This is a genomic window from Actinomadura sp. 3N407, assembly GCF_052245875.1.
Classification (GTDB): domain Bacteria; phylum Actinomycetota; class Actinomycetes; order Streptosporangiales; family Streptosporangiaceae; genus Spirillospora.
In genome coordinates, this window is record NZ_JBQQBP010000002.1 from 211,634 (window position 1) to 229,760 (window position 18,127).

Consider the following 18,127-nt stretch of genomic DNA (forward strand, 5'->3'; position numbering starts at 1 on the left):
CGTCACGCGCCTCTGGGGAACGGGGCACGCCGCTCTGGGCAACGGGCCGCCCCCAGGAACCTACGGGGCCGAATCTCGTTCGGTCAACGGCCGTGACGGAGCGCCGGGCTATTCGCGGCCGTCGATGAACGCGCCGTCGGCCAGATCCTTGAAGCGTTCGAGATCCTCCGCCGGGGCGTCGATCCCGCGCAGCGGACCGGCGTCGGCGAGGTGGCTCCGAGCGTAGAGCCGCGCGACGAGCGCCTTGCGGTCGGACCCCGAGTCCGCACGCTCCCACCCGGCCTGCTCCAGCAGCAGCGCCGCCGCGTACACGTCGGCCATGTACTGGGCCAGCGGGAAGAGCCGCGCCTCGGCGACCGCCCTGTCGAGCCCGCGCCACTTCTCGATGGCCTGCCGGACGTGCCCGATGCGCTCGCCGACCAGATCGGCGGTGGCGTCGTCCCCCTCGGGCGCCCGCCGGACGGCCTCGGTGAGCCGGTCGAGGAACGGCTCGTGCGCGTCCTGCCGCTCGACGGCGCGGCGCACGTCCAGGCACAGGATGTTGTCGCCGCCCTCCCAGATGGGGTTGACCTGCGCGTCCCGGAGGATCCGCGCCACCGGCCACTGCTCGATGTAGCCGTTCCCGCCGTGCACCTCGATGGCGTCGCTCGCGGCCGTCACGCCCAGCCTGGCCGCCCTCAGCTTGATCAGCGCCGCGCCGATGCGCAGCCGGGGACGTCCCAGGTATCCGTCGAACACGAGCGCCTGGGCGGCCTCGGTCTCCACGATCAGTTCGGCGAGCTTCCGCCGCATCAGCGGCTGCTCGGCCAGCGGGGCACCGAAAGCCTCCCGCGCCCGCGCGTAGCAGAGCGACTCGACGAGCGCCCTCCGCGCGCATCCGAGGCCCATCATCGAGATGCCGAGGCGGGCGCCGTTCGTCAGGTCCATCATCCGGGCGAGCCCCTTGCCGTCGCCGCCCTGCCCGGCGCTCGACGACGGGGCCAGCAGGAACGCCTCGGCGTCGGTGAACTCGATCTCCGCCGACGCCACCGACCGCGTGCCGAGCTTGTCCTTGAGCCGCCGGATCCTGACGCCGTTGCGCGTCCCGTCCCGCCGCTCCTTGAGGACGAGGAACGGCGCGATGCCCCGCACCCCGTCGGCGGCGCCCTCGGACTTGGCCAGCACCACGAACGCCGAACCGTTCGCGTTGGACGCGAACCACTTGAACCCGTTGAGCCGCCACGCGTCCCCGTCTCTGGACGCCGTCGACTCCAGCGCGCCCAGATCGGACCCGCCCGAACGCTCGGTGAGCATCTGCGCGGCCTCGCCGGACATCTCCCCGGCCGCGAACAGTTCCCGCACCCGTGCCTTCACGTCCTCGGGCGCGAACATCTCCGTCAGGCCCACGACCATGTCGCCGCCGGTGCCCAGCGCGCACGCCATGCCGATGTCGGCCTGGTCCAGCAGGTAACTCCAGGCCACGCCCATCGGCGCGGGGTCGACGCCGTTCCGCTTCGCCTCCGCGACGAAGTCGGGCCGCGTGAAGGACGTCGCGACGATGTCGTTCCTCGCCGCCTCGAACGACGGCGGCATGACGACCTCGCTGATGTCGCGTCCCCACCGGTCGTACTTCTCCAGGCGCGGCGGGTTCCGGTCGGTCTCCTCGGCCCGCTCCGCGATCGGGCCGCCCATCAGCGCCCCCATGTCCCGCAGTCTCGGCTCGGCCCAGCCGAACCCGTCCCCCAGATGCCGGCGCATCAGGAACCGCAGCGTGGGGTCGCAGTCGTACCAGTTGAGGCCGGCGGCCCCCCGGTAGCGCTCGGTCGCGTACCGGCGGGCCTTCTCCGCGCCGCCGAACGGGAGCCGGTCGAACGGCTCGATCAGGTAGGACGCCATGTCCCGGACATTACACTTCTTATTCACACGATGGAAGACTGTAATCCCGGCCGGCCGACCCCCGCGCACCCCGATAAGCTCACCAGCAGACATGGACAACCTGGAGATCCGCCCGCTCACCGCACGTTCGGTGGTCCTGAGCACCCTGCTGGGCGTCCACCCGCCCCGGCTCCCCGCCCGCTACCTCGTACGCGTCGGCGACCTGTTCGGCATCGCCGAGGGGACGGTCCGGGTGGCGCTGTCCCGCATGGTCGCCTCGGGCGACCTCGTCCAGTCCGGAGGCACCTACGCCCTCACCGAACGCCTCCTCGAACGCCAGGCCCGGCAGGACGAGAGCCGCCTGCCCCCGACCGTCCCCTGGGACGGCACCTGGGAGATCGCCGTCATCACCGCCGAACGCCGTCCGGCCGCCGACCGCGCCGCCCTCCGCCAGGCCATGTCCGCGCTCCGCCTCGCCGAACTCCGCGAAGGCACCTGGCTGCGCCCCGCCAACCTGACCCGTCCCCGCCCCGGCATCGTCGCCCGCCAGTGCACCTTCCTCTCGGGCCGCCCCGAAGAGGACCCCGCCGTCCTGACCGCCGCCCTCTGGGACCTCGAAACCTGGGCGGCCAAGGCGCGCACCCTCCACACGGCCCTGACCGAGGCGACCACGATCGCCGAACGCTTCACCCTCGCCGCCGCCGTCCTGCGCCACCTCCTGAACGACCCGCTCCTCCCCCCGGCCCTCGTCCCGCCCGGCTGGCCGGGCCCGGACCTCCGCACCGGCTACGAGGACTTCGAGAACGACTTCGAGCGGCTCCTCACCGACCACGTCCTCACGTGACCCGGCCCCGCCGCCGGGATGTGGGCGGCATCCCTACCGGATCGCGTTCGCGATCGCCGGTGTCGTAACCATCGCGGTCCTGACGCTGGTGCTCGCGTCGGTCGCGACGGCGTCGTGACCCGTCACGTCCGGATTCCGGGGCGGTCATTCCTCGTCGGCGCGGGGGTTGTAGGTGCCGGCCCATTCGCGGTCTGAGAGCTTGCAGATGGCGTCCATGACCTCGTCGGTGATGACGCGGCGGGCCCGGCCTGGCGGGAGGTCGCGGTAGCGGGTGAAGTCCATCGGCTCCCCGATGCGGATCGTGGGACGGACGCTGAGCCGCGGGCGCCATGTGCCGAGCGGGATGATGTGGTCGGTCTCCCCGATGGCCACGGGGATGACCTTGGCGCCGGAGGCCATGGCCAGCCAGGCGACGCCCGTGCGGCCCCGGTAGATGCGGCCGTCCGGGGAACGGCTGCCCTCCGGGTAGATGGCGACGCCGCCGCCCGCGTCCAGGACGGCCGCGATCTGCTCCAGAGCGCGGACGGCGGCACGGGTGGGGCCCCGCCTGACCGGGACGTTCCCCAGCGCGAAGAGGCCCCACCGGATCAGCCGTCCGAACCGGCCGGGCAGTTCGAAGTACTCCGATCTGGCCAGGTAGACGAGGCGGCGGCGGACGACCGGCGACAGGGCGAAGCTGTCGGCGAACGACAGGTGGTTGCTCGCCAGGATGAACGGGCCCTCGTCCGGGATGTTGGCCTTGCCCTCCACCTTGGGGCGCAGCAGAAGCCGAAGCACGGTCCCGGCCGTGCGCGAGAAGACGCCGTAGATCACGCGGCCTCCTGCAAGTCGGTAGCGAGGCCGAATCTAGAAAGTCTCCGGGCGGCGCGAATCCGCCATGTGACCGGCGTCATGCGTCCGGGTCTAGTAATTAATCGAACGAGCGATTATTTTCTAGGCCATGGAAGACGTCGAGCGAGGAGGCAGAGATGCATGAGAGGGGTAAGCCCATCGCCGTGATGGTGGTGGCGGCGTTGCTCGGGATGGTGTTCGCGGGATCCTTCCTCGGCGCCCTCCACCGTCCGGAGCCGCACGGGGTGCCCGTCGCGGTCGTCGGCCCGCAGAACGCGGTGGACCGGCTCGGCACGATGATGGACGAGCGCGCGGACGGCGCGTTCGACCTCACCGCGTACGGAAGCGAGGAAAAGGCACGTGCGGCGCTGCTCGACCGGGAGGTGGACGCGGTGTTCGTCCCCGGCCAGGGCGGGGCCTCCCTGATCGTCGCGGGTGCGAACGGGAAGATCGAGAGCGCCGTGCTGACCCAGGCGTTCCACGGGGTCGGGCAGGCGACCGGGCAGCCGGTCGCGGTCGAGGACGTCCGGCCGCTGCCGGCCGACGACGGCAACGGGGCGTCGTCGATGTTCTTCGTGATCACGACGGTCATCCCTGCGTTGATGCTGGCGGTCATGCTCGCGTTCGCGGTGCCCACGGTCGGCTCCGGGCGGCGGATCGGGCTGCTGGCCGCGGGATCGGTCCTGATCGGCGGCGCCAACGCCTGGGTCGCCGCGGGGCTGACCGGCGCGCTCGCCGGGGCGCCCTGGGCGCTGTGGGGCCTCGGCAGCCTGCTGGTGTTCGCGGTGAGTTCGTTCACGGCGGGGGCGCTGCGCGTCGGGGGGCCGCCCGCGGCGGGGCTGACCGTGCTCCTGTTCGTGCCGATCGGCGTCCCGGCGAGCGGCGGTCCCATCGGGCCGCTGTTCGTTCCCGAGTGGTACGCGGCGATCGGCGAGTGGCTGCCCGTGTCGGCCGCGATCAGCGCGGTTCGGAACACCGTCTACTTCGACGGCAGCGCGCTCGGCGGACCGCTGCTCGTGCTCTCGCTGTGGGTGGTGGCGGGGCTGGCGCTCGTCCTGGTGCCCAAGAAGGTGCGGGAGCGGACCCACGCGGCCGCACCGGAACCGGCCGGCTCGTGAAGGAGCGTCAGGGACGGGTCCACCGGAGCGTCCGGTGGACCCGTCCGGCACGCTTCTCCTATGAGACGAGGAGGTGAACGGTGTCCATGAAGTCGGGAGGCCCGGTGCGCCGGCGCCCTGGACGCCCGCCCAAGACTGAGGCCGGGGACACCAAGGCGGCACTCGTCGAGGCGGCGCTGCGGCTCTTCGCGCAGAAGGGGTACACGGGTACCTCGATCCGCGCGATCGCCCGCGAGGTCGGGCTCAGCGAGAGCGTCCTCTACGCACATTTCGCCAGCAAGCAGGACATCTTTGATGCGGCCGTGGCCCAGCTCGGGCCGCAGGGCGTGGTGTCCGGCCGGGAGAGACTCGACCCGGATCTGATCGACGGCGACCCGGCCGCCGCCATCCGGACGCTGGTCGCGCACGTCCTCGACGCCTGGGACTCGCCGAGCGGGCGGCTGTTCGTCAGCCTGATGGTCCGGGACGGCCTCGTCCACAACGCCGGCATCGGCCGCACGATCACGCGGTCGATGTCCGAGATGGCGCCGCTGTTCCAGCACTGGATCGACGCCGGCCGGATCGCGCCCGATCTCGGCCGTCCCGCCGATCTGGCCTGGGCGCTGTTCGGGCCGATCGGCCAAGCGCGGTTACTGTGGTTGCACGCCGATGCCGCGCCCGACGAACGGCGGGAGGCCCGAAACAGGGCGCTGCGACACACCGAACTGTTCATCAGGGCGGTCTTCCGCGAGCATAGGAAGTCCCCGGACGGGTGATCGTGGAGGACGTGATCAGCGATGGCGGGCCTGGACGGTGACTTCTCCCGGGGACCGGTGGAGACGGTGCCCGGGGCGATCCGGATCCTGCTGGCCGAGGACGTCGCGCTCCTGCGCGGCGCGCTGACCGGCCTGCTGGACCTGGAGCCCGACCTGGAGGTCGTGGCGGAGATCGAGAGCGGCGACGCGATCGTCGAGGCGGCGCTGCGGCACCGGCCGGACGTGGCGGTCCTGGACGTCGACCTGCCCGGCATGGACGGCGTCACCGCCGCGGCCGAGCTGCACGAGCGGCTGCCCGAGTGCCGGGTGCTCATCCTGACCGGGCTCGGACGCCCCGGCGACCTGCGGCGGGCGCTGGACGCGCACGCGAACGGCTTCGTCCTCAAGGACGTGCCTCCCGAGGAGCTGGCCGCGGCGATCCGCCGGGTCGCGGCGGGCGAGCAGGTGGTCGACCCGCAGCTCGCGCTGGTGGCGCTGCGCCAGCCGGAGAGCCCGCTCACGCCCCGGGAGGCGCAGGTGCTGCGGCTGGCGGCCGAGGGCGCGGACGTGGACGACATCGCGCTGGCGCTCAGCCTGACGGTCGGCACCGTACGCAACTATCTGGCGAGCTGCATCACCAAGCTGAACGCGCGCAACCGGATCGACGCCGTCCGCATCGCCGGCGAGTTCGGCTGGGTTTGAGCCGTCCCCGGCATGGCCGGATGTGGCCGCGTTCGGCAGGTGTGGCGCCGATGTGAGAAACGCATGGTCGCACCCCCGGGCGATTCACATGCGGATCGGTGAGGGGCGCACTGGGCAGGGCGAACGCGCGATGACACGCTCCGGGGCATGGGGCAGTCGCTGTACGGGCGCGCGGCCGAGGTCGCCGAGATCGATCGGCTCGTGGGACGTGCGCGGGCCGGTGCGGGCGGCGGGGTCCTGGTTCTGCGCGGTGAGGCCGGGATCGGGAAGACCGCGCTGCTCGACCATGCCGAGTCGGGCGCGGCGGGGATGCGCGTCCTGCGCGGCGGCGGGATCGAGGGGGAGGCCGACGTTCCGTTCGCGGCCCTGCATCTGCTGCTCGGCGACGCCGGGTTCGAGGATCTGCCCGCTCCGCAGGCGGACGCGCTGAAGGCCGCGCTGGGGCTCGCCCGGCCGCGCGCGGAGGAGAGGCTTCTCGTCGGGCTGGCGCTGCTGACGCTGCTCGGCGGCCCGGCGGCGGACACGCCGGTGCTGTGCCTGATGGACGACGCGCAGTGGCTCGACCGGGAATCGGCGGACGCGCTGCTGTTCGCCGCCCGCCGGGTCGCCGCCCGCGACGTCGTCTTCCTCATCGCGGTGCGGGACGACGCGGCCGCGTGGCCCCGGACGGGACTCCCCGAACTTCACCTGACCGGCCTCGGCGCCGAGGACGCGCGGCTCCTGCTGGACGAGCGGGCGCCGCACACCGCGGCGGAGCGGCGTGACCGCATCGTCGGGCAGGCGCGCGGCAACCCCCTGGCACTCATCGAGTTCGCCGCCGCCGGGTCGGGGCGGCTCGCCCACGTCCCGGCGGAGTTCGAGCGGGCCGTCCGCGGCCTGCCCGAGCCGGCGCGGGTGCTGCTCGCCGTCGTGGCCGCCGACGACACCGGTGAGCCGGGTGTCGCGGTCCAGGCGGCCCGGCGCCTGGGCGTGCCGTTCGACGCGCTGGAAGCGGCCGAGGAGGCGGGGCTGGTGGCGGTGACCCGCACCGCGATCGGTTTCCGGCATCCGCTGGCCCGCGCCGCCGCCTACCAGGGCGTCCCGGTCACCCGGCGGATCGCCGTCCACCGGGCGCTCGCCGAGGTGCACGCGCGGGCGGGCGACGGGGGCCGGCGGGTCCGGCATCTGGCCGCCGCGGCCCTCGGGACCGACGACGGCGTCGCCGCGGAGCTGGAGTCGGCGGCCGGCGACATCGGGGACCGGGGCGGCCCGTCCGCCGCTGCCTTCGCCTACGAGCGCGCCGCCCGCCTCGCCGGGGAACCGGAGGTGCGCGCCCGGCGGCTGGTGGCGGCGGCGGAGGCGGAACTGGCCGGCGGACGGCCCGGACGGGCCCGGACCCTGGCCGACGAGGCGGCCCGGGCGGGCTCCGCCCAGGAGACGCGGGCGCACGTCGATGTCGTGCGGGCGGGTGTCGAGCTGGAGCACGGCGTGCCGCAGGCCGCCGGGCGCCTGCTGCTGGAACGGGCCCGGAGCTGCGGCGATCGGCGCATCCGCGCGCGGATGCTCGAAGAGGCACTGTTCCACGCGTGGTCGTGCGGTGACCGGGAGACGGCCGTCGAGGCGAGGGACCGGCACGCCGGCGCGTCGGTCCTGGTCCGGGCGCTGTCGGCGCTGCTCGACGATGACGTCGCGTCCGCCCGGCGGCTCTTGGGCGACGCGGGCGGGGAGCCGGACGAGCGGCTGCGGCTGCTCGGCGCCGAGGTCGCCCTCCTGATCGGCGACGACGCGGCCGCCGCCGAGATGTCGGCGCAGCTGGTCGCCCGGTCCCGCGAACGCGGGCGGCTCGCGCTCGTGCCGCGCGCGCTCGCCGTCCAGGCGTGGGCGCGGCTCTTCCACGGCGCGCACGACGACGCGCGGGCGCTGACCCGCGAGGCGCTGGAGATCGCGGAGGAGGCGGGGCAGCGCCGGCAGGCCGCGGCACTACGCCTGGTCCAGGCGCGGCAGGCGGCGATCGAGGGCGACGAGGTCCGCTGCCGCGCGCTGTCCGCCGACGAGCGGGTCGGTGACGCGCTCGGCCTGCTCGCCCTCGGTCTGGGCCGTCCCGAGGACGCCTTCGAACACCTCCAGGACGCGCATCCCGGCTCGCCGGCGCACGCCCCGCCGGTGATCCTCGCGCTCGCCGACGCCGTGGAGGCCGCCGTCGCGTCGGGCCGTCCCGACGCGGGCCACGAGCCGATGGCGCGGCTGGCGGCGTTCGCCCGCAACGCCGGGCAGCCGTGGGCGGACGGTGTCGCCTCACGCTGCCGGGCACTGCTCACGACCGCGCTGCCCACGACCGCGCTGCCCACGACCAAGGCGTCCTCGGCCACGCCGCCCTCGACCACGGGGGACGGCGAGGCGGAGCGGCATTTCACGCTCGCGCTCGCGTCCCACCGGCGGGGCGGGCGGCCGTTCGAACGCGCGCGGACGGAGCTTCTGTACGGCGAGTGGCTGCGCCGGTCGCGGCGCCGCGCGCAGGCGCGGGCGCGGCTGAGCGCCGCGCTGGAGATCTTCGAGCGGCTGGGCGCGGTCCCGTGGGCGGAGCGGGCCCGCGGGGAGCTGCGCGCCGCCGGCCAGGGGGTGCGCGCCGGCGGGGACGATCCGCCGGGGCGGCTGACCGCGCAGGAGATGCAGGTGGTCCGGCTGGCGATGACGGGCGCGACCAACCGGCAGATCGCGGCGCGGCTGCGGCTGAGCCACCGCACGGTCGCCTACCACCTGTACAAGGCGTTCCCGAAGCTCGGCGTCGCGTCCCGCGCCGAGCTGCACCGGTACGTCCCGGCCGCCGAGGCCGGCGCGGACCGCCCCGCCTGACACGTCCCGCCCGCCCCCTGACGCCCACGCCACAAAAATATTCAGTCGCTTATTTCCCTTGATCGTACGGCCCCGGCGTTTCATCATCCGAGGAGACGGCGTTGGGGGGCCGGTGAACGTGGCGCGACGGGACGGATCCGCTCGGCGACGAGACGAGCCGGCGGGGCCTGCACCTGCTTCAGGGGGCCTCGCGGGCCGGACACCGCTGTTCGCGCGCGTGATCACCGGCATGTACCTGGTGCTGATGCTGCAGACCCGGCTGCTGAAGCAGGCCGAGACCGGCCCGTCCCACATGCTGCTGTCGGCCACCATCGTGATCACCGGCATCTTCGGGGTGCAGTGGCTGCTCGTCCTGTACGGCCCGCGCTCGCAGCAGCCCCGCCGGTGGGTGATCGTGACGCATCTGGCGGTGCAGTCGGCGCTGGCGCTGCTGCCGCTGCTGGTGTTCGGCACGCACTGGTATCCCGTCGTGGGCGGGTTCCTCGCCGGAGCGATGCTGCTTCTGCTGCGCCCGCCGCTGTCGTGGTTCCTGGTGGGGCTCGTCGCGGCGGCGGAGGGCCTGCTGCGGTACTACCAGGGCTGGTCTCCGCAGGACGTGTCGTTCTGCGTGATGGCGACGATGAACGTCGGGCTGTCGATGTACGCGCTCACGCGGCTGTCCGGGTTCGTCCGGGAACTGCACGCCACCCGGACGCAGTTCGCGGCGGCCGCGGCGGCGCGGGAGCGGCTGGAGGCGGCGGGCAGCCTGCGCGCGGTGCTGGGAGCGGCGCTCACCCGGGTCGAGATGGTGAGCCGCCGCGCCCGCGAGCGGCTGCCGCTCGACGCGGCCGCGGCCCGCGACGACCTGGACGAGGTGGCCCGCACCGCGCGGCGCGCGGCGACGGACGTCCGGTCGATCGTCGGCGCGCTGCAGGGCCCCTCCCCCCGGCGGCACCGGCCGGGACGCGTGACGCAGTCGCGCCTGGCCTGGACGATCCTGGTGTTCGTGACCGTCGGCTTCGGCTGGCAGCAGGTCATGTACGTCCATACGGGGACGGACGGTTCGTGGCGGGTGACCGGGGCGGCGGCGGTCGTGGCGGTCGCGATCTCGGCGCTGCAGCTCCGGCACTCCTCGACCGTGCTGCGCGGGCGGCGGCCGAGGGCCGGGGCGTGGACGCTGTCCGCGCAGGTGCTGCTGATCTTCGTGCCGTACGCGCTGCTCGGCCCGGAGTGGGCGACGATGGCGTGCCTGGCGACCGGGTCGGTGCTGCTGGTGTCGCGCGGGCGGTGGGCGTGGATCCTGTTCTCGCTGACCATCGTCCTGTGGTGCGTCCCGGCGCTGTGGGCCTCGTACGGGGCGCTGTTCTACCTCTACACGTGCGCGGTCTCGGTGCAGATCGGCGTGGTCGTGTACGCGCTGTACCGGCTCCCGCAGCTGGCACGGGAGGTCGATGTCGCCCGTGAGCGGCTGGCGCGGATGGCGGCGCTGCACGAGCGGCTGCGCATCTCCCGCGACGTCCACGATCTGCTCGGGCTCGGGCTGTCGACGATCACGGTCAAGGCGGAGCTGGCGCGGCGGCTGGTGACCGCCGATCCGGTGCGCGCGGCGGCCGAGCTGGGCGAGCTGGCCGACCTCGCCGAGCGGTCGCGGGCGGACGCCCGCGCGGTCGCCGAGGAGGACAGGGCCCTGTCGCTGCGGGACGAGGCGGTGTCGGCGCGTGCCGCGCTGACCGCCGCGGGCGCCGAGGTCCACCTGAAGCTGCCCGACCTGCGGGACCTGCCGCCGTCCTCCCCGGTGGACGGTACGCTGGCCGCCGTGCTGCGCGAATCCGTCACCAACGTCCTGCGGCACGCGCATCCCGAGCGCTGCGACATCACGGTCACCGTCCACCACGGGAACGTGCGGCTCACGGTCGGCAACGACGGCGTCATCCCGCCGTCGTTCACCGGATCCGACCCCGGCACGGGCAAGGGCCTGTCGAACCTGACCGTCCGGACCGGCGTCCTCGGCGGCTCGCTGTCGGCCGGAACGGACGGGAACGGCGGGTTCACGCTCGTCGCGGAGATCCCGCTCAGCGCGGGCGCGGGGGCGGTGGAAGAGCCCCGTCACATGACGGATTCGCCTCTTCCCTTCCGTGCCTAGCGTTCCCGGCATGACGCAGGATTTCGACCTTGACCGCTATGTGCGCAACTCCAGGGCGGTCGATTTGTCGGGCGTGGCGTGGGACGACATCGCGTCCTACCCGGTTTCGGGCGAGGAGGCCCGCTGCCTGACCTTCATGATGGACATCGAGACGCACACCGTGATGTACGCCCGGGACCTGCTGGCCACGCGGGCGGCGTTCGACCCGGAGATCACGGCGTTCATGAGCTGCTGGATCTACGAGGAGTTCTGGCACGGTGAGGCGTTCTCCCGGTTCCTGGGCGAGGCGGGCTTCACGCTCGCGCCGGACCGGGAGAAGGTGCGCGCCGGTTCGCCGTATCCGACGAAGACGGCCCGCAACGAGCGGATCCGCCGCGCGCTCGGCCGCGGGGTCTACACCGGGCACCTCGTCTCGATGCTCGGCTCGGCGCTCACCAGGGAGTTCATCGCCATCCAGATGACGTGGGGCGCGATGAACGAGCTCAGCGCCATCAACAGCTACCAGGCGATGATCGAGAAGACCGAGAATCCGGTGCTGCGCGACATCCTGCAGCGCATCATCAAGGACGAACGCCGCCATTTCGCGTTCTACCGGGCGCAGGCGCGGCTCCGGCTGGAACGCAGCCCGCGGGCGCGGCGCCTCGCCAGGTGGGCCATGGAACGGCTGTGGGCCCCGGTGGGGACGGGCCTGCGCCCGCAGGAGGAGAGCGACTTCTCCCTCGTGTGGCTGTTCGGCGACCAGGCGGGGCTCGACCGGCTGCGCCGCATCGACGCCACCATCGCCGGGCTGCCCGGGTTCGCCGACGCGACCCTCGCGGAGGACGCGAGGCGCCGCTCACTGGAGCGCCTGCCGCGCCACCGCATCCCCCAACTCGCCTCCGACTGGGCGCTCGCCCATGCCGGCGTACACAGGGAGCAGGCAGCATGAGCGAAGCGAACCGGGGAGAGCGGGGGGTCGCCCCCTCACGGGAAACCGGCATGATCAGCGGCCTGGCGGGGCGTACCGTCCTGCTCACAGGCGTCACCGGGTTCATCGGGCAGGCCCTCCTGGAGCGCCTGCTGTCCGGATACCCCGACACGCGGATCGTCGCGCTGCTGCGGGAGCGGCCCGGCGTCACCGCCGACCAGCGGCTCGACGAGGTGATCGCCAAGCCGGTGTTCGCGCCGTGGCGGGAGCGGGCCGGCGAGGACGCGGCCCGCGAGATCGTGCGGGAGCGGGTGCGGGTCGTCGCGGCCGACATCACCGAGTCCGTGCCGGAGCTGCCGGACGATGTGGACGTGCTGATCCACGGCGCGTCCATCGTGTCGTTCGACCCGCCGATCGACGAGGCGTTCGCGACCAACGTCGTCGGCACGATCAACCTGTACGAGTCCGCCAGGCGCGCCGGGGAACGGTCCGGGAAGTCCCCGCACATCGTGCACGTCTCCACCGCCTACGTCGCGGGCTCCCGCAAGGGCGTCGTCCCGGAGACCACCCTCGACCACGCCGTCGACTGGGCCACCGAGCTCGAGTGCGCGGTCGACGCGCGCCGGTCCGTCGAACGCGACTCCCGGCGGCCCGAGGTCCTCGGCCGGCTGCGCGCCGCCGCGCTCCGCGAGCAGGGCAAGGCGGGCCCGACCGCCGTCGCCGCCGACACCGAGCGCCGCCGCCGCGAGGAGGTCGACACCAGGCTGACCGACTACGGGCGGGAACGCGCCCGCAGCCTCGGCTGGCCGGACGTGTACACGCTCACCAAGGCCCTCGGGGAACGCGCCGCCGAGGACACCGCCCGTGAGCTGCCGCTGTCGATCGTCCGCCCCGCGATCGTGGAGAGCGCGCTGCGGCACCCGTACCCCGGCTGGATCGACGGGTTCAAGATGGCCGACCCGCTGATCCTCGCCTACGGGCAGGGGATGCTGCGGGCGCTCGCCGGCATCCCGGACGGGATCGTCGACATCATCCCGGTCGACCTGGTGGTGAACGCGCTGCTCGGCGCCGCCGCGGCGGTACCGGAGCCGGGCGCCCCCGCCTACTACCACGTCGGGTCCGGCGCCCGGAACCCGCTCACGCTGCAGCGGCTGGTCGAGATCGTCCAGGGCTACTTCACCGAGCATCCGCTGCCCGGCACCGACGGGCGCGGCGCCATCCGCCCCCGCGAGGTGGCGCTGCTCAGCGACGGCCGCGCCGAGAAGATGCTGGGCACGGCGGAACGCGCGATGGACATCGCCGAACGCGCCCTGCTGCTGCTCCCCAGCGGGGACCGGACCCGCGGCTGGCAGCGCAACCTGTACAAGCAGGGACGCGAGGTGCGGATGCTGCGCCGCTACCGCGACCTGTACGGGGCCTACGGCGCCGCCGAGGTCGTGTACGCCGACTCCGGCACCGTCGCGCTCGACCGTTCGCTGCCGGACGGCGAGGGCTGCGACTCGGCGGTCATCGACTGGGCGCACTACCTGGGCGAGGTGCACTGCCCCGCCGTGACGGCCGCCTTCCGCCTCGCGCCGCCGCACCACCCGGAGCCGCGCCCGGCGCTGACGTCGGGACGGCCGCCCGCGCCCGCAGTGCGGTTCGAGGAGCGGCGGGACGTCGCGGCCGTGTTCGACCTCGACGGCACGATCGTCGCGTCCGACGTGGTGGAGGCGCACCTGTGGGCGCGGCTGCTGGACGTGCCCGTCCGGTCGTGGGCGGGGACGCTGCTGCCCGTGCTGCGGTCCGCGCCCCGCTACCTGCGCACCGAGCACCGAGACCGCGGCGAGTTCCTGCGCGAGTTCGTCCGCCGCTACGAGGGCGCGAACGAGGCGCAGCTGCGCGCCCTCGCGCGGCAGCGGCTGGGGGACGTGCTGCTGCGGCGGGCCTGGCCGCAGGCGATCCGCCGGATCCGCGGGCATCGCGCCGCCGGGCACCGCACGGTGCTGCTCACCGGGACCGTGGACGTCTTCGTCGCGCCGCTCCGCACCCTGTTCGACGACGTGCTCGCGGCCCGGCTGCGGGTCGTCGACGGACGCTGCACCGGGCATTTCGAACAGCCCCCGCTCATCGGTGAGGCGCGAGCCGCGTGGCTGCGCTCGTGGGCCGGCGAGGAGGGCGTCGACCTGGCCGGGAGCTGGGCGTACGGGGACCACTACTCCGACCGGCCCGTCCTGGAGCAGGTCGGCCACCCGGTCGCCGTCAACCCCGACGCCCGCCTGTACCGGCACGCCAAGCGGCAGCGCTGGACGATCACGGACTGGGACGGCGACGCCGGGGCCGTGTCCACGCTGCTGGACGCGGCACTGGAGGAGGCCCGATGATCCTGGCGCTGGAGTACCACCGCTCACCCGCCCGCTACCTCGCCGCGGCGCGGCTGCCCGGACGGCTGCGCCCCGCGGCCGTCCCCTCCCTCGCGCCGCTGCGGCTGTCGCACCGTCAGCCGCCCGGCAAGCCCGGCCCCGGCTGGGTGCGGCTGCGGACCGTCCTGTCGGGGATCTGCGGGTCCGACCTGGCGATGGCGGCGGGGAAGGTGTCCCCGTATCTGGGGCCGCTGACGTCGATGCCGTTCGTGCCGGGCCACGAGGTCGTCGCCGAACTCCTCGACGACGCCGGCGACATGCCCGCCGGGACGCGCGTGGTCATCGACCCGGTGCTGCCGTGCCGGGCGCGCGGGACCGGCCCGTGCGAACCCTGCGCGAGCGGCCACGCGAACAGATGCGACCACGTCAACGCCGGGAGGATCTCGTCGGGGCTGCAGACCGGGTTCTGCGCCGACACGGGGGGCGGCTGGTCGGAACGCCTCGTCGCGCACCACAGCCAGCTCCACCGGGTGCCGGAGTCGCTGCCGTCCGAACGGGCCGTGCTCTCGGAGCCGCTCGCGTGCGCGGTGCGGTCCGTGCGCCGCATCGACGTTCCGCGCGGCACGTCGATCGTCGTGGTCGGCGCCGGGACCGTCGGGCTGCTGACCGTCCTCGCGCTCCGCGGGCTGACCGCCGCCGGGCCGATCACCGTCATCGCCCGGCACGCCGGGCAGCGGCGGCGGGCACGCGCGCTCGGCGCGACGGAGACCATCGACCCGTCGGCGGCGCTGCGCGGGCTGCGGCGCATCACCGGCGGCTCCCTCGTCCGTCCCGAACTCGGCCCCGGGTACCTGCTCGGCGGCGCCGACATCGTCGTCGAATGCACCGGCGGCGAGGGCCTCGACACCGCGCTGCGGCTCGTCCGGGCGGGCGGGACGGTGCTGCTCTCCGGCATGCCGTCCAAGCCCGCCGACCTGACGCCCGCATGGTTCCGGGAACTCAACATCGTCGGCTCCTACGCCAGCCGCGGCGCGGACGACTTCCAGGCCGCGATCGACCTGGCCTCCCACGACGCCCTCGACGGCTTCGTCGACAGCGTCTACCCCCTCACCCGCTGGCGGGACGCGCTGTCGCACGCGCTGTCGGCCGGCCGCTCGGGCAGCGTCAAGATCGCGTTCGCCCCGCAGAACGGCGGCCCGCAGGACAGCACCGGCCCGCGCGCCGCGGCCGCCGCGCTGAACGGCGACAGCACCGACCATCTCGATCGCGAAGGAGCCGTTGAATGAGCAGACCGGGACTCGTGCTGGAGGTGGACGAGCGGACGCCCCCGATCCTGGTGCACGAGGGAGAGGGGTTCCGGCTGGAGCGGTTCCCGCTCGGCACCCGCGTGATCTACCCGCCGGACTCCCTGCCGGGCGTCCGCGACGTGACCGGCCGGATCCGCGACGCGCTGCTGCACCCGCTCGGCAGCGAGCCGCTGCCCGAGCTGCTGCACTCCGGCATGCGGCTGACGATCGTGTTCGACGACCTGTCGCTGCCGCTGCCGCCGATGCGGGCGCCCGACGTCCGGCAGCGGGTGATCGAGCAGGTGCTGGAGATGGCCGCGTCCGCCGGCGTGGACGACGTCGAGCTGATCGCCGGGAACGCCCTGCACCGGCGGATGACGCCCGCCGAGATCAAGCACATCGTCGGCGAGCGCGTGTTCGACTCCTTCTGGCCGGACAAGCTTCGCAACCACGACGCCGAAGACGCCGACGACCTCAAGTCGCTCGGGCAGACCCGGCACGGCGAGGACGTCGAGATCAACCGGCGGGCCGCCGAGAGCGACCTCCTCGTGTACGTGAACATCAACCTGGTGGCCATGAACGGCGGCGCGAAGTCCGTCGCGGTCGGGCTCGCCTCGTACAAGAGCCTACGCCACCACCACAACGTCCACACGCTGCGGCACTCCCGCTCGTTCAACGACCCGCCGAACTCGGCGATGCACCACTCCTACGACCGGATGCACGAGCTGCTGTCGGAGTCGGTGCGGGTCTTCCACATCGAGTGCACCCTCAACAACGACCAGTTCCCGTCGCCGTTCGAGTTCCTGAACAAGCGCGAGTGGGAGTGGACGCTGAAGGACCAGGCGAAGTTCCTCGCCGCCAAACGCGCCAACGACGTGGCCCCCGCCGGCGCGCGGCACCGGGTGTGGCAGGGGATGCGGGCGCCGTACGGGGTCACCGGCGTGACCGCGGGCGCCACCGACGTCGTCCACGAGCGGACGCTCGCCGCCGTGCACCGCCAGCAGCTCACCGAGGTGCACGGCCAGTCGGACGTCCTGATGCTGGGCCTGCCGTACCTGTGCCCCTACAACGTCAACTCGGTGATGAACCCGATCCTCGTGTACAGCCTGGGGCTCGGCTACTACTTCAACATGTACCGGGGGAAGCCCCTCGTCCGCGAGGGCGGCGCCCTCATCATGTACCACCCGATGAAGTCGGAGTTCCATCCGCTGCACCACCCCAGCTACATCGACTTCTACGAGGAGGTGCTGACGCAGACGACGGACCCGGCGACGATCGAGACGAAGTACGAGGAGCAGTACGCCACCGACCCCTGGTACGTCCACCTGTACCGGAACTCGTACGCCTACCACGGCGTCCACCCGTTCTACATGTGGTACTGGGGTGCGCACGCGCGCGCCCACCTGGGCGACGTCATCTGCGTGGGCGCCGACCGGCGGGTCGCGGCCCGGCTCGGGTTCCGCGCGGCCAGCACCCTCGCCGACGCCCTGGAGATGGCGGGCGAGACGGTCGGCCGCAGCCCCAGCCTCACCTACCTGCACACCCCGCCGATGACGCTGGCGGATGTCCGATGAGCGGGGCCGTCCGATGAGCGGGGGCAGGATGAAACTGGTGCAGGAGATCCGGCTGCTGCGGCGCGGACGCGACTGGCGCGGCCGCGCCCCCGCGCCCCGGTCCGCGCAGCCGTGGTCGGAGGGGCCGCGCACGCGGCCGTTCCCCACCGAATGGGCGCGCACGCCCCTCGCCGCCGCGGCCCGGACGGTCGCGTTCGACGGCGTGCTCAGAACCGTCACCTGGAGCCAGACCCGACCCGAGGTCCACGGCCTGGACCTGCTCGAAGGCATGCAGGGCCCGGCCGTGTTCGTCGCCAACCACGCCAGCCACCTCGACACACCGCTGATCCTCGGCTCGCTGCCCGTCCGGCTGCGCCGCCAGGTCGCGGTCGCGGCGGCGGCCGACTACTTCTTCGACGCCCGCTGGCGCGCCGTCGCCACCGCGCTCACCTTCAACGCGTTCCCGATCGAGCGGCGCGGCGTCGAACGGTCCCTCGAACTGGCGTCCGAACTCATCGAGGACGGGTGGAGCCTGCTCATCTACCCGGAGGGGACCCGGTCGCCGGACGGCTGGGCGCGCCGGTTCCGGATGGGCGCCGCGCTGCTGTGCCGCGAGCACGGCATCCCGGCCGTCCCGCTGGTGCTGCGCGGCACGTACCAGGCGATGCCGCGCGGCGGGTTCTGGCCGAAGCGCGGCCGTCCGGTCGTGTCCGTGCGGTACGGCCGGCCGCTCGCGCCCGAGCCGGACGAGTCGACGGGCGCGTTCAACGGCCGCCTTGAGGACGAGGTCGGGCGCCTCTGGGTCGAGCACGACGAAGGCTGGTGGGCCTCCATGCACTCCCCGGACCGCCGCCGCGCCCCGCGCGGCCCGGAGGCGTCGGAGTGGCGCCGCAAGTGGGAGTCCACGCGGCCGAGGCCGCCCTCCATGCGCCACCACCGGATCTGGCGCCGCTGAGCACGCGTCCACTGAGCACGGGTCCACTGAGCACGGGCACCGCCGGC

13 protein-coding genes are annotated in these 18,127 nt (G+C 73.8%); 11 read left to right on the forward strand and 2 right to left on the reverse strand.

Going from position 1 to position 18,127, the window contains the following annotated elements; genetic code table 11:
* Positions 1–108 precede the first annotated feature (108 nt).
* Positions 109–1,875: an acyl-CoA dehydrogenase family protein gene (locus tag ACTWPP_RS05090; protein ID WP_443102900.1), complete on the reverse strand. Its 1,767-nt coding sequence runs from the start codon at positions 1,873–1,875 to the stop codon at positions 109–111.
* Positions 1,876–1,966: 91 nt separating this feature from the next.
* Between ACTWPP_RS05090 and ACTWPP_RS05095 the strand changes: the two genes are divergently transcribed.
* The gene (locus ACTWPP_RS05095; RefSeq protein WP_443102901.1) at positions 1,967–2,698 is read left to right on the forward strand and encodes a PaaX family transcriptional regulator C-terminal domain-containing protein; all 732 of its coding nucleotides are present in this window, start codon (positions 1,967–1,969) and stop codon (positions 2,696–2,698) included.
* Positions 2,699–2,842: 144 nt separating this feature from the next.
* Here ACTWPP_RS05095 and ACTWPP_RS05100 read toward each other — a convergent pair whose 3' ends face one another.
* Positions 2,843–3,511: a lysophospholipid acyltransferase family protein gene (locus ACTWPP_RS05100; protein WP_443102902.1), complete on the reverse strand. Its 669-nt coding sequence runs from the start codon at positions 3,509–3,511 to the stop codon at positions 2,843–2,845.
* Between the two features lie 155 nt (positions 3,512–3,666).
* On the opposite strand from ACTWPP_RS05100, the gene ACTWPP_RS05105 reads away from it, so the two are divergent.
* From ACTWPP_RS05105 to ACTWPP_RS05150, 10 genes are all read left to right on the forward strand, one after another.
* Positions 3,667–4,647, forward strand: coding sequence for a hypothetical protein (locus ACTWPP_RS05105; RefSeq protein WP_443102903.1), 981 nt, complete (start codon positions 3,667–3,669; stop codon positions 4,645–4,647).
* Positions 4,648–4,733: 86 nt separating this feature from the next.
* Positions 4,734–5,402 (forward strand): TetR/AcrR family transcriptional regulator, encoded by a 669-nt coding sequence (locus ACTWPP_RS05110; protein WP_443103408.1) that lies wholly within the window; start codon positions 4,734–4,736, stop codon positions 5,400–5,402.
* Between the two features lie 21 nt (positions 5,403–5,423).
* Positions 5,424–6,083 (forward strand): response regulator transcription factor, encoded by a 660-nt coding sequence (locus ACTWPP_RS05115; RefSeq protein WP_443102904.1) that lies wholly within the window; start codon positions 5,424–5,426, stop codon positions 6,081–6,083.
* A 147-nt stretch (positions 6,084–6,230) separates the two neighbouring features.
* Positions 6,231–8,915, forward strand: a complete 2,685-nt coding sequence (locus ACTWPP_RS05120; RefSeq protein WP_443102905.1) for an AAA family ATPase — start codon at positions 6,231–6,233, stop codon at positions 8,913–8,915.
* Between the two features lie 217 nt (positions 8,916–9,132).
* Complete coding sequence (locus ACTWPP_RS05125) at positions 9,133–11,037, forward strand: sensor histidine kinase (RefSeq protein ID WP_443102906.1); 1,905 nt, start codon at positions 9,133–9,135, stop codon at positions 11,035–11,037.
* Between the two features lie 10 nt (positions 11,038–11,047).
* Positions 11,048–11,965, forward strand: a complete 918-nt coding sequence (locus ACTWPP_RS05130) for a hypothetical protein (RefSeq protein ID WP_443102907.1) — start codon at positions 11,048–11,050, stop codon at positions 11,963–11,965.
* Complete coding sequence (locus ACTWPP_RS05135) at positions 11,962–14,307, forward strand: HAD-IB family hydrolase (protein WP_443102908.1); 2,346 nt, start codon at positions 11,962–11,964, stop codon at positions 14,305–14,307. Before ACTWPP_RS05130 ends, ACTWPP_RS05135 begins: the two co-directional genes overlap by 4 nt.
* Entirely contained in the window at positions 14,304–15,572 is a 1,269-nt protein-coding gene (locus ACTWPP_RS05140) for a zinc-dependent alcohol dehydrogenase (RefSeq protein ID WP_443102909.1), read from the forward strand. The genes ACTWPP_RS05135 and ACTWPP_RS05140 overlap by 4 nt, the downstream gene beginning before the upstream one ends.
* Positions 15,569–17,146, forward strand: a complete 1,578-nt coding sequence (locus ACTWPP_RS05145; RefSeq protein ID WP_443102910.1) for a lactate racemase domain-containing protein — start codon at positions 15,569–15,571, stop codon at positions 17,144–17,146. The genes ACTWPP_RS05140 and ACTWPP_RS05145 overlap by 4 nt, the downstream gene beginning before the upstream one ends.
* Before the next feature lie 28 nt (positions 17,147–17,174).
* A complete protein-coding gene (locus ACTWPP_RS05150) occupies positions 17,175–18,080 on the forward strand; it encodes a lysophospholipid acyltransferase family protein (RefSeq protein WP_443102912.1) in 906 nt (301 codons plus the stop codon).
* The last annotated feature ends 47 nt before the right edge of the window (positions 18,081–18,127 follow it).